Source organism: Aromatoleum toluvorans (genome assembly GCF_012910905.1).
Taxonomy (GTDB): Bacteria; Pseudomonadota; Gammaproteobacteria; order Burkholderiales; family Rhodocyclaceae; genus Aromatoleum; species Aromatoleum toluvorans.
In genome coordinates this window covers 1-12,565 of sequence record NZ_WTVN01000027.1, presented here as the reverse complement: position 1 = coordinate 12,565, position 12,565 = coordinate 1, and the positions used below count along the sequence as shown (strand labels likewise).

Sequence of the window (12,565 nt, the reverse complement as noted above, 5' to 3'; positions counted from 1 at the left end):
GCCAATGAGAAGGCCGACAATCCCGGGTGTGCTCCCCACTCCCCGCTTGCCCGCGCCGTGCCTCGCACGTCGTGCCGTTTTTCGGGGTACGGTGTGGCTCGTGGCGGCAATCGCCGCCTCGGCCGCCAGCCCGTCGTGGGCTGATCGGCTGTATGGCTTCGCCGACGAGCGCGGCGTCTTCAACTTCAGCGACGCAGCCAGCGACTCGCGCCACCGCCTGCTTCTCAACCTCGACACGCCCAGGCGCAGCACCGCACCGCCGGCAAGGATCCCGCCGCGCCCCCCGGAGCGGTTCACGCCTCTTATTCACGATGTCGCCCGACAGAATCGGCTGGACCCCGAGCTGGTCAAAGCCGTCGCCTTTGTCGAAAGCCGCTTCGACCACCAGGCGCGTTCCCCCAAAGGCGCGCTGGGCCTCATGCAGCTGATGCCGGCGACGGCCGCACGCTTCGGCGTCACCGACCCGCTGGACCCCCGCCAGAATCTCGCCGGGGGAGCCCGCTACCTTCGCGAGCTGATCGACCGCTTCGACTCGCTGCCGCTGGCGCTGGCCGCCTACAACGCGGGTGAGGGGGCGGTCGAGCGCTACGGCAACGCCATACCGCCATTCGCCGAGACCGTCACCTACGTGCCGATGGTGCTGAACCACTACAGCGCGTTTCGCCGCCAGGCTCCCTCCGACGACGCCCTGCCGGGGGTGCCACGGCGGGCGTCCTCGTGCTGCTGACTCCCCGCGACCGATCGGGGCTCGCACGCGCCGGCGCGGATGCCCGCGCAAACGCTCGATAGCGATAAAAGAGGAAGTGCTTCACTGCGCAGGCGGCAACGCCTGCATAGAATGCAACGCTACTTGTTTCAAGGACAACGAACTCCAGGGGGCAAGATGCATCTGTTCGACCGCTTCAATCTCGGCCACGGTTTCAGGAAGTATTTCCAGATCCATCCGGCGACCGACGACCCGCTGCGCGAGGCCGTCTTCCGCATTCGGCATGAGGTGTACTGCGAGGACCTCGGTTTCGAACCGGTGCGTCCGGATCGGCGGGAAACCGACGAGTACGATGCGCACAGCATGCATTGCCTGCTGCGCACGAGTTCCGAGCCAGCCAGACCGGTCGGATGCACCCGCGTTGTGCTCACGAGTTCGGACGAGCCCGACGCCCCCCTTCCCTTCGAGCGGACCTGCGCGGCGACCCTGGACCGCTCGATCGTCGACCCGTCGCGCCTGCCCCGCGACCGGATCGCCGAAGTGTCCCGGCTGGCCGTGCGCGCCGCCTACAGGCGTCGTCGCGGCGAGTCGCTTGCCGTCGCGCCGATCCGCGACGAGGATTTCGGCACGACGCAACAGCCGCGCTTCCCGTACATTCCCATAGGCCTGTATCTGGGGGCGATCGCCCTTGCCGAACGCGCCGGCATCGAAACGCTTTTCGTGCTGACCGAACCCCGCCTCGCCTCGCATTTCGCAAAACTGGGGGTCGATGTCCGGCAGATCGGCGGTCCGGTCGAACACCGCGGAACCCGTATTCCGTCGATGATGGACGTGCAGGGCATCATCAAGGGCATGCGCTTTCTGCTGAGGCCGATGTGGCGGGCGATTCAGGAAGACATGGAGTCCGCATGCGAGGGCGTGGCTGAAGCTTGACGCCCCGTCGGGGAGATCTCCTCGTCGCGCTCAAAAAAAACCGCGCCGTGGCGCGGTTTTCTGCCTACAGAGACTTCTCGTCAGCTCGCGAGCGCGCTGCGGATCTGCTCCAGCGTGCTCGGATCGTCGATCGTCGTCAGGTCACCTGCGTCGCGGCCTTCTGCCAGTGCCTGGATCGAGCGGCGCAGCATCTTGCCCGAACGCGTCTTCGGCAGGCCCGAGATGAAGTGCACGCGCGCCGGACGGGCGATCGCGCCGAGGAGGTTGTCGACGGTCTTCATGACTTCCTTCTCGAGCTCGATGCGCTTCTCGGCGCTGTCGACGCGCGAGGCGTCCTTGACCACCGCGAAGGCCATCGGCATCTGGCCCTTGAGCTGGTCGGCGACGCCGACGACGGCGACTTCGGCGATCGCCGCGTGTGCCTGGATCGCTTCCTCGATTTCACGCGTGCCGAGGCGGTGGCCGGCGACGTTGATGACGTCATCCATGCGGCCGAGGATCGTGTGGTACCCGTCCGCATCCTTGATGCCCCAGTCGGACGACGAGAAGATCACCGGATCCTTGAACAGCGTGAAATAGGTGCTGACGAAGCGGTCGTCCTGCCCCCACACCGTCGACAGGCAGCCCGGCGGCAGCGGCGGCACGACGCCGACGATGCCCTTCTCGTCGGGGCCGCACTCGGTGCCGTCCTCGCGGAAGATGCGCAGGTCGTAGCCATACACCGGGAAGCTCGGCGAACCGTACTTGATCGGCGTCTTCTCGATGCCGCGGATCGCCGAGAGCATCGGCCAGCCCGTTTCGGTCTGCCAGTAGTTGTCGATGACCGGGATGCCCAGCTCGTCCATGATCCACTTGTGCGTGGTCTCGTCGAGCGGCTCGCCGGCGAGGAACAGGTGCTTGAGCGAGGACAGGTCGTACTTCTTGAGGAAGGCCGGATCCTGCTTCTTCAGCACGCGCACCGCGGTCGGCGCCGAGAACATCACCGTGACCTTGTACTTCTCGACGATCTGCCACCAGATGCCGGCATCCGGGCGCAGCGGCGTGCCTTCGTACATCACCGTCGCCATGCCGGCGAGCAGCGGGCCGTAGATGATGTAGCTGTGGCCGACCACCCAGCCGATGTCGGAAGTCGAGAACATCGTCTCGCCGGCGTCGCCGGTGAAGATGTGCTTCATCGACGCGGCGAGCGCGACCGCATAGCCGCCGGTGTCGCGCTGCACGCCCTTCGGCTTGCCGGTGGTGCCCGACGTGTACAGGATGTAGCTGGGTTCGGACGACTCGAGCCAGGTCACCGGCACCTTGGCGTCCATGTGCCTCGCGCGCAGCTCGGCGTAGTCGATGTCACGGCCTGCGACCTTTGGGAAGCCCTTGTCGAGACCGCGATCGACGATCAGCACCTTCTGCGGCGGGAATTCGGCGAGCTTGCACGCTTCGTCGACGAGGTGCTTGTACGGCACCGGCTTGCCGTTGCGCATGCCGGCATCCGAGCTCACCATCAGGACGGGCTTGGCATCGTCGATGCGGGTGGCCAGCGAACCGGCGGCAAAACCGCCGAATACCACCGAGTGGATGGCGCCGATGCGCGCGCAGGCGAGCATCGCGAAGGCCGCCTCGGCGATCATCGGCATGTAGATCAGGACGCGGTCACCCTTCCGGACGCCGAGGTCCTGGTAGATCGCCGCCATGCGCTCCACTTCGCGCTGCAGTTCGGCGAACGTGTAGACCTTCTCTTCGTCGGTCTCGGTGGAAATGTAGACCAGCGCGCGGTCGTTCGGCCGCTGCGCGGCGTGACGGTCCACCGCGTTGAAGCAAAGGTTGGTTTCGCCACCCTTGAACCATTTCACGAACGGCGGATTGGAAAAGTCGCAGATCTGCTCCGCGGGCTTGTTCCAGTCGATGAGCCCGGCCTGCTCGGCCCAGAACTCATCGCGCTTGTCGATGGAACGGCGGTGAAACTCCTTGTACATCGTCATAAGCTTCCTCTCCCTTCTAGTATCCCTGTACTGCCAGCTTTTTAATAAGCGTTCCGGCACCGCCGCCCTTTCCTCACGGGAACGACGGCACCACCTTGCACTGCTTTGTTGTTATTTGTTGTTATTGTTTGTCGGGACAGCGATTCAGGCCTTCTTCGTGCCTTCCGCGCCAGCCCCAGGGCCGAAATTGTAGTGACTAAGACGGTCCAGCGGAATCCCGCAGCCGAGACGCGCTTCCATCAACTGGAGCAGCGGCATCAGCGCGGCGACCACGGCCGGAAGCTGGGCATCGAGTTCGGCAGCACCTGCGCCTTCCCGGATCCGGCCGAGCACCTGGTCGATGCTGACGACCTGTTTGACCAGGCGATCGACCGCTTCCTGCGTGACTTCCCCCTGATCGCTCACGACGCGATTGCCACCCGCCTGCCGGCCGGCCTGCGTGCGCTTCATCGCCACGCCGATCAGTTCGCTGACGCTTTGCGCGCCGTCAACGGACGAGCTGGCGACGCCGATGGTCACGCTGATGCGGATGCGGTCCTCGCGATAGGTCATCACGAGCTTTTCCAGCGTCTGCTGCATGCGCAGGGCGAACGCACAGACGCCGCCGAGATCGGTGCCGGGCGTCAGGACCACGAACTGCGACGGCGCAATCTGGGTGACGGTGTCTTCCTTGCGCACCTTGGTCGCAAGGATGCCGGACAGCTTGCGCGTGACCAGCTGCGCGACGTGCGCGCCGTAGGCGGTGATGAGCTGGTCGTAGCGATCGATCTCGACGACCATCGTGCTGAAGTCGGCCTGATGGCGACGGGCCAGCGCCAGGTCCTGCTCGCCGCGCCACGTCATGTAGGACTCGGTCGCGAGGCCCGAGACGGGATCGACGGGGCTCTGCTTCGCGAGCGCGGCCCGGCTCTCCTCGAGCTCGCGCCGTGTCTGGGCCAGCCGCGTCAGCGAGTCGAGGCGCGCCAGCAGCTCGGCCGCGCCGATGCCCTTGGTGATGAAATCGTTGGCCCCGAGCTGGCGGGCGCGTTCGCGCACCGCGTCGTCTTCCTCGCCCGAGATGACGATGACGGGAAGCTCCTGGACGCGCGACAGCTTCGAAGAGCGGATGCGCTCCAGGAAGCCGTAGCCGTCGAGCTGGGGCATGCCGATGTCGGTCAGCACCAGATGGATCGACGGATCGACGAGCAGGGCTTGCCACCCGGCCTCGCCGTCAGCCTCTTCGCGGAACTCGAAGCGCCCCCTGATCAGCTTGACGATCGAGGCGCGCACCATCCGCGAGTCGTCGACGATCAACACCTTGGGCAGCGGCTGATTACCCTGCTCGCTCATAATGAATCCTTTCCCGCTTCAGGCGCCGATCCGTACGACCGTACGTCCCTTGACCGCGCCCTTGATGTAGGCGTCGAACGCCTCGGGCAGGTCATCGAGTGCAATGGTCCGGGTAACGGCAGCGAGGTGGCGCGGCTTGAGATCGGTGGCGAGGCGGTCCCACACCCGCTGGCGGGTGGGGAAGCCCATGTAGCCGGAATCGATGCCCAGCAGGCTGACGCCACGCAGGATGAACGGGAACACCGTGGTGTCGAGCTTGAAGCTCGCGGCGTTGCCGATGCTGGCGACGGTGCCGGCCTGCTTCATCGTGGCGAGGACCCAGTGGAGGATCGGCCCGCCAACGTTGTCGACCGCGCCGGCCCACTGCGCGGCCTCGAGCGGGCGCACCTTGTCGAGGTCGATCGTGCTGCGCAGCTTGATCTCCGCCGCCCCGAGCATCGTGAGGTAATCGCCTTCCGCCTCCTTGCCGGTGAGGGCGACCACGTGATACCCGAGACGCGCGAGCATGTCGATTGCCAGGCCGCCGACGCCGCCGGTGGCACCGGTCACGACGACCGGCCCGTTCGCGGGCGCGAGGCCGTTGTCTTCCATGCGCACGATGCCCAGCGCCGCCGTGAAGCCGGCGGTGCCCAGGGCCATCGCGTCGAGCAGGTCCAGCCCCTGCGGCAAGGGCACGACCCAGCCCGCCGGCACGCGCGCATACTCGGCGTAACCGCCGTGATGCGCCACGCCGATGTCGAAGCTGGTCGCAATGACCTTGTCGCCGGGCTTGAAGCGCGCATCGGCGCTCTCGACGACCTCGCCGCTCATGTCGATGCCGCCGACACACGGGAAGCGGCGGATGATCTTGCCGGCGCCGGTCGCCGCGAGCGCGTCCTTGTAGTTGATGCTGGAGTAATGAACGCGGATGAGGACCTCGCCTGCATCCAGTTGTGCCGCGTCGAGGGTGGCCAGGCGGCTGACGATCTGCTTGTTCTCGTCCTGGTCGATCAGGAAAGCCTTGAAGGGTGTATTCACTTGCGCTCTACTCCTCTCCGGTCCGCAGCACGATGCCGCGTTTTTCGCGCCGATTATAGCCAATTAGCCGAGGGCGCCCGCGGCAATCGCTGCCCGCCCTTCATTTCCCCCTTGCTCCTGCCGATAATGGACATACCTGCCCCCCGGGGACGCCCATGACCTTCATCGATACCCCGTTCGCATCGGCCGACGCGTATGTGGATTTCCTGTCGGCACAGGATGTACCCGTGCTGCGCCGGACCGTGCAGGAATTCGGGACGCTTGCCGCCAGCGACTCGACCGGCGGCAGGCAGGTCGCGGCGGTCGTGATTGCGGACCCGCTGATGACCCTGAAGGTGCTGACCACGCTTCAGGCCAGACGCGGACCGAAGCAGAATCACGACATCACGACGATAGAACGGGCCATCATGATGATGGGCGTCACGCCGTTCTTCGCGATCTTTTCCGGGCTGGGCACGGTGGAGGAGCGCCTGGCCGCCCACCCCCAGGCGCTGGTCGGGGTGCTGGGAACGATAGGCCGGGCGCGACGTGCCGCCCACCTCGCGCGCGACTGGGCGATCCTGCGCCATGACCTCGACGTGGACGAGATCACCGTCGCGGCCCTGTTGAAGGACGCCGTCGAGATCATGTGCTGGACGTTTGCCCCGGCGATGACGCAGCGGGTGTTCGAAATGCAGCGCGCGAACCGCTGGTTGCGCCGTGCCGACGCGCAGCGGGCGGTCTTCGGCGTCACGGCCCACGAGATCCAGGCAGGGCTGGTACGCGCCTGGAAGCTGCCCGAGCTGCTCGTCACGCTGATGGATGCGGACCAGGCGGGCAATCCGCGCGTGCGCAACGTGCTGCTCGCGAACGCTGTTGCACGTCACCTGCAATCGGGCTGGGACAACGACGCCCTCCCCGACGACATCGCCGAACTGAGCGAGCTGGTGCATCTGAGCCCCGAGCTGCTGCTTGCGCGACTCGGCGCCCCGGCCGAAGAACTCCACCGCTTCTTCCCGCCCGCGACCTGAGTCCCGCGCGTCCGTCCTCGACGGACCCGGATTGCGTATATCATGCCGTCGCAACAAGGGGAGAAATCACAATGAGCATGTCCGCAGCCATCGCGCTCGGGGCACTGGTCCTCGCCCTGCTGTATGCGATTGTCGTCTACAACGGCCTGATCCAGCTCAAGCACAACGTCGCCAAGGCGTGGGCGAACATCGACGTCCTGCTCAAGCAGCGCCACGACGAATTGCCCAAGCTGGTCGAAGTGTGCCGGCAATACAAGCAGTTCGAACAGGAAACCCTGCAGCGGGTGACGGAAGCACGCGCACGGATTGCCAGTGCGCGCGAGCAGCAGGACGTCGCCGCGCTGGGCAGGGCGGAAGGAATGCTGCGCACCGGGCTCGGACAGATTTTCGCCGTTGCCGAGGCGTATCCCGAGCTGCGCGCCAACGAGCACTTCATGCAGTTGCAGACGCGCATCACGGCGCTGGAAAACGGCATCGCGGACCGTCGCGAGTGGTACAACGAATCGGTCAATCTGCACAACGTCCGCATCGAGCAGTTCCCCGATGCCTTCGTCGCGCAGATGTTCCAGTTCGAATCGAAGCCGCTGCTCGTATTCGCAAGCGCGGAAAAAGCCGACGTCGATCTGAAGGCCCTGTTCGGCACGTGATCGCACCGTCGTCCCACGGCGCGCCCCCGACCGCCGCATGCTGACCCGCCTGCGCCGCGACGTCGCAAACCTCACGCTGCCGACGCTGCACCTCCTGACCATCGCGCTCGTGTTCAAGACCGCCCCCGGCAAGGGATGGGGGCTCGGTATCGGTTTCCTGGCTGCCAGCAGCCTGTACGGCTGGCAGCGCTCGGTCCGCGCGGCACGCGTGATCGCCGATACGCCGACGTCGCGCATCGCCTCCGCCGCGCAGGGCTACGTCGAGCTGCGCGGACGCGGTCGCCCGCTCGACGGCACGCCGCTGCTGTCACCGGTCAATGGCCTGCCCGTGCTGTGGTACCGCGTGCGTACCGAACGCCGTGACAGCGACGGCAAGTGGCGTCACGAGGCGACGGACGAGAGCGACGCCTCCTTCCTCCTCGATGACGGCAGCGGCGCGTGCGCGGTGGATCCCGAAGGCGCGGACATGATGGTGCGCCGGCAGGAAACCTACACCCGGGGCGACACGCGCCACACCCAGTGGTGCCTGATCGACCGCGACCGCCTCTACGTGCTGGGCGACTTTGCGACGCTCGGCAGCGTCGCACCCGAGTTCGACATCGGGCGACAGACGCGCGAACTGCTCGACCATTGGAAATCGGACCGCAAGGCCCTGCTGGAACGCTTCGACCTCGACGGCGACGGCGAAATCGACCTGCGCGAATGGGAACTGGCGCGCAGCCAGGCCCGGCGGGAAGTCACGCAGCTGCGGGACGAGATCCTGTCCGCACCCGAGGCGCATGTCGTGCGCAAACCCGCATCGAAGTCGCTGTTCCTGATCTCCGACCTCGATCCCGACCGCCTCGCGGCGCGCTACCGCTGGTGGTCGGCCTATCACGTCGCCGTATTCTTCGCCTCCGCCGCCGCGGCGTCCTGGCTCGGCGGCATCGTCGGCGTCACCGGCTGAGCGGTCGCATCAGCCGGCGCGACTTTCCAGTGCCTCCCAGCGGACAAGCGCCGCTTCGATCTCGCCTTCGAGTTCGTCCAGGCGCGCCTTGATGCGGGCGACTTCCTGCGGCGCCTGCTGGTACAACGCGGGGTCGGCCATGCGTGCGTGCAATGACGTCTGTTCGGCCTCGAGCGCGGCAATGCGATCGGGCAAGGCATCGAGTTCGCGCTTCTCGTTGAACGTGAGCTTCCCGCTTTTCGCCGCCGCGGGCTTGGCGGCGGCGGGGGCGGGCTTCGGCGTCGCGACCTTCGTTTCCTCCGCCTCGCGTTCGGCGGCGGCCTGCCTCACCCGCTGCCAGTCCGCATAGCCGCCGGCATACTCGCCCCAGCGCCCGTCGCCCTCGGCCGCGATCACCTGGGTCACGACGTTGTCGAGGAAGGCGCGGTCGTGGCTGACGAGGAAAAGCGTGCCGTCGTATGCGGCGAGCAACTCCTCGAGCAGGTCGAGCGTTTCGATGTCGAGGTCGTTGGTCGGCTCGTCGAGCACCATGACGTTCGCCGGCCGCGCAAACAGGCGTGCGAGCAGGAGCCGGTTGCGCTCCCCGCCCGACAGGGATTTCACCGGCGAACGCGCGCGCTGCGGGGCGAACAGGAAGTCGCCCAGGTAGCCGATGACATGCTTGCGCTCGCCGCCGATCTCGACGTAATCCGAGCCCGGGCTGATGACTTCGGTCAGCGGCAGTTCCGGGTCGAGTTGGGCACGCAGCTGATCGAAATAGGCGACGGTCTGGCGCGTGCCGCGGCGCACGGTGCCGCCGTCGGGCGCGATCTCGCCGAGGATGAGCTTGAGCAGCGTGGTCTTGCCCGCACCGTTCGGCCCGATCAGGCCGACGCGGTCGCCGCGCATGATGCGGGTGGAAAAATCGCGCACCACCGCGCGGTCGCCGAAACGCTTGGTGACGTCGGTCAGTTCGGCGACCATCTGGCCGCTCTGCTCGCCCTTGTCCACCGCAAGCTTCACGTTGCCCAGGCGATCGCGCCGGGCGGCACGATCGCGCCGCAGCGCCTCGAGCCGCCGGACGCGCCCCTCGTTGCGGGTCCGGCGCGCCTCGACGCCCTTGCGGATCCACACTTCCTCCTGCGCGAGGACCTTGTCGAAGCGTGCGTTGGCCTTGGCCTCGGCCTCGAGCTCCTCCGCCTTGCGGCGCTGGTAATCGCTGAATCTGCCCGGGTAGCTGCTCAGGCGGCCGCGGTCGAGCTCGACGATGCGCGTCGCGACGTTGTCGAGAAACACCCGGTCGTGCGTGATCACGACCACCGCGCCGCGAAAGTCGCGGATCAGCGATTCGAGCCAGAGGATGCCGTCGAGGTCGAGGTGGTTGGTCGGTTCGTCGAGCAGCAGCAGATCGGGCTCCGAGACGAGCGCCCGCGCGAGCGCCACGCGCTTCACCCCGCCGCCCGACAGGCTCGAAACCAGCGCCTCGCCCGGCAGCGCGAGGCGGACGATGACCTCGTCCACGCGCTGGTTGAGCCGCCACGCGTCGGCCGCATCGACCGCATGCTGCAAGGCGTCCAGCCGTGCCAGCGCCTCCGCGCTCGCGGACTCGGCCACCGCATGCATCGCATCGTGATAATCGACGAGCAGGCGCGCAGCGTCTCCCAGACCATCGGCAATCGTCGCGAAGACGTCGCGATCGAGCGGGAAATCCGCCTCCTGCGGCACGTACGCGACCTTGAGGCCGGACTGGCGCCACACCGACCCGTCATCGAGCGCGGCCTGCCCGGCCAGCGCCTTCAGCAGGCTGGACTTGCCCGAACCGTTGCGTCCGATCAAGGCCACCCGCTCCCCGCCATCGAGCTGGAATTCGGCGTGATCGAGCAGATCGACGTGGCCGAAGGCTAGGCAGGCATTTTCGACAGACAGAAGCGGCATTGGACTGTTACTCGCGAAGCGGGATCCGCATTTTAGCGGGCTGATAAGATGGCGGGCGCGCTGATTCTTGCGCAGCGCAGCATGACATGACGAAAGCGACAGGAAAACGAAACTGCATGGATCGACTGCTTGAACAACTGGGGAACCCGGAATACGACGAACTCGCGCAGTGGAAAGCCCTCATCGGACACTTGCGCCCGCCCAGGGCGAACGACGCGGCGGGCGCGGAAACCCGGCTGCTGCGACTGATCGATACGCTCAAGTCGCGTCCGGAGCTGCGGCAACGCCTGTCGGACGCGCTCCGCCGGATGTTCCGCGAGCGCAAGCAGGTCTCGCTGTACGCGTCGTCCGGCCTGCTGCCGTCGACGGGATTCTTCTCCGAGACGGCGCGGCGCATCTCCGGCCGGCTATTGCCCGACTACATCGACACCGCATACATGAAGGACGTGCTCGCCGTCCTGTTCTGGCGGCCCGACGACGAAGTGTGGGTCAACGCCGTTTCCGACGAGCTGTGGTGCGAGCTGATCCGCACGCTTCTCGGCGACGAAACGCCCGTCTCGGAAATCGACGGCCGTGAACTGCCCGGCGCCATTGCCGAAATCCTGGAGGCTCTGCGCGTGCTCTCCTACCACGCCAGCGCGATCGGCCTCGACCCCGAGTTCATCCGCATCGATCCCGACCTCGAGGAGCACGAATCGGCCTTTCTCGCGCAGAACGCCGAACTGGTGGCGTACATCAGGCACTACGCACAGTGGTGGGCAACCTCGTCGACGCTCGTGGAAGACGAGAAACACGTCCAGGTCATGCTCGACCAGTGCGAGGAAGTCCTGCAGCGCATCCGGCGCCGCGCCGCCAAGCTCGGTACCAGCCTCACCCTGACGTTCAAGCTCGAACGCCTGCTACAGCACCTGCGCCGCATGGGCCGCCTGGTACAACTGCTTGCCGGCCTGCGCAAACGCCGCATGCTCGCGGACGTCGCCCCGCAGATCGTCGATCTGTTCAAGGAACTGGTGCGCGCGGAATGTCGCAAGCACCGGCTTTCCGACTACCTCGGCAAAAATGTCGAACTGCTGTCGCGGCGCATGACCGAAAGCGCCAGCAAGACCGGCGAGCACTACATCACCTCGACGCGCCGCGAGTATTTCGGCATCCTGGGCTCGGCCGCACTCGGCGGATTCATCATCGCGCTGATGGCCGCCTTCAAGCTCGTGCTCGCGAAACAGGGCCATGCGCCGCTCACGGCCGCGCTGACCTTCTGCCTGAACTACGGCATCGGATTCGTCATCATCCACGTCATCGGCGGCACGGTCGCGACCAAGCAGCCGGCGATGACCGCCAACGCGATCGCCGCCTCGATCGGGGAAACCCGCGGCAAGACGCGCGATCTCGACAACCTCGTCGAACTGATTGCGCGAACGATTCGCAGCCAACTGGCCGCCATCGTCGGCAACATCGGCATCGCGATCCCCGTGGCGACGGCGCTCGGCGTGATCGTGTACGCCACCACCGGGACGCATTTCGTCACCCCGGAAAAGGCACGCGCGCTGCTCGACGAGATCGACCCCGCCGGCGGCGCCGTCATCTTTGCGGCCATCGCCGGGGTCTGCCTCTTCCTGTCAGGACTCATCTCCGGGTACTACGACAATCTCTGCGCGTACGGCCGCATTCCGGAACGCCTCCTGCAACTGCGCTGGGCACGTCGCATCCTGGGCTCCAGGCGCATGGAGCGCATCGCCGCCTATGTGGAGAACAATCTCGGTGCCCTCGCGGGCAACTTCTTCTTCGGCTTCCTCCTCGGCGGCGTCACGGCCCTGGGCGTACTCCTGGGCCTGCCCCTCGACATCCGCCATATCGCCTTCTCCTCGGCCTACGTGGGCTATGCCGGCGTCGGGCTGGACTTCGCCCTCGGATGGAAAGCCGCGGCCCTCGCCGCCACCGGCGTCGCGCTCATCGGCCTGACCAACCTCGCCGTGAGCTTCTCGCTGACGCTGTACGTTGCGATGCGCGCGCGACGCATCACCTTCGCGCAAGGCCGAACACTGGTGTGGATGACCCTCCGGCGCTTTGTCACCCGCCCGCAAGACTTCCTC

10 protein-coding genes are annotated in these 12,565 nt (G+C 66.6%); 6 read left to right on the top strand and 4 right to left on the bottom strand.

The features are described 5' to 3' along the window. The first annotated feature begins 100 nt into the window (after positions 1–100). Both GPA22_RS16130 and GPA22_RS16125 read left to right on the top strand, forming a co-directional pair. Positions 101–727: a lytic transglycosylase domain-containing protein gene (locus tag GPA22_RS16130; RefSeq protein ID WP_343036069.1), complete on the top strand. Its 627-nt coding sequence runs from the start codon at positions 101–103 to the stop codon at positions 725–727. A gap of 156 nt (positions 728–883) precedes the next feature. Further along, positions 884–1,639, top strand: coding sequence for a PEP-CTERM/exosortase system-associated acyltransferase (locus tag GPA22_RS16125; RefSeq protein WP_169257133.1), 756 nt, complete (start codon positions 884–886; stop codon positions 1,637–1,639). A gap of 80 nt (positions 1,640–1,719) precedes the next feature. On the opposite strand, the gene GPA22_RS16120 is transcribed toward GPA22_RS16125, so the two are convergent. The 3 genes from GPA22_RS16120 to GPA22_RS16110 form a co-directional block, all read right to left on the bottom strand. Next, complete coding sequence (locus GPA22_RS16120; RefSeq protein WP_169257081.1) at positions 1,720–3,612, bottom strand: propionate--CoA ligase; 1,893 nt, start codon at positions 3,610–3,612, stop codon at positions 1,720–1,722. 144 nt (positions 3,613–3,756) lie between these two features. Beyond that, a complete protein-coding gene (locus GPA22_RS16115) occupies positions 3,757–4,941 on the bottom strand; it encodes a GGDEF domain-containing response regulator (protein ID WP_169257080.1) in 1,185 nt (394 codons plus the stop codon). A gap of 18 nt (positions 4,942–4,959) precedes the next feature. Continuing rightward, on the bottom strand, positions 4,960–5,958 hold the full coding sequence (locus GPA22_RS16110) for an acrylyl-CoA reductase family protein (protein WP_169257079.1): 999 nt from the start codon (positions 5,956–5,958) through the stop codon (positions 4,960–4,962). Positions 5,959–6,113: 155 nt separating this feature from the next. On the opposite strand from GPA22_RS16110, the gene GPA22_RS16105 reads away from it, so the two are divergent. The 3 genes from GPA22_RS16105 (at position 6,114) to GPA22_RS16095 (ending at position 8,561) form a co-directional block, all read left to right on the top strand. Continuing rightward, complete coding sequence (locus GPA22_RS16105; RefSeq protein ID WP_169257078.1) at positions 6,114–6,968, top strand: HDOD domain-containing protein; 855 nt, start codon at positions 6,114–6,116, stop codon at positions 6,966–6,968. A 71-nt stretch (positions 6,969–7,039) separates the two neighbouring features. Next, positions 7,040–7,615: a LemA family protein gene (locus tag GPA22_RS16100; protein WP_169257077.1), complete on the top strand. Its 576-nt coding sequence runs from the start codon at positions 7,040–7,042 to the stop codon at positions 7,613–7,615. Between the two features lie 37 nt (positions 7,616–7,652). After that, positions 7,653–8,561 carry a hypothetical protein gene (locus tag GPA22_RS16095; protein WP_169257076.1) on the top strand — a complete coding sequence of 303 codons (909 nt, stop codon included), beginning with the start codon at positions 7,653–7,655 and terminating at the stop codon, positions 8,559–8,561. A 9-nt stretch (positions 8,562–8,570) separates the two neighbouring features. Here the strand turns inward: GPA22_RS16095 and GPA22_RS16090 are convergent, their stop codons facing one another. Beyond that, positions 8,571–10,475, bottom strand: a complete 1,905-nt coding sequence (locus GPA22_RS16090; protein WP_169257075.1) for an ATP-binding cassette domain-containing protein — start codon at positions 10,473–10,475, stop codon at positions 8,571–8,573. A 116-nt stretch (positions 10,476–10,591) separates the two neighbouring features. Here GPA22_RS16090 and GPA22_RS16085 point away from each other — a divergent pair. After that, positions 10,592–12,565 (top strand): site-specific recombinase (locus GPA22_RS16085; protein ID WP_169257074.1); only part of this gene is annotated, 1,974 nt, incomplete at its 3' end.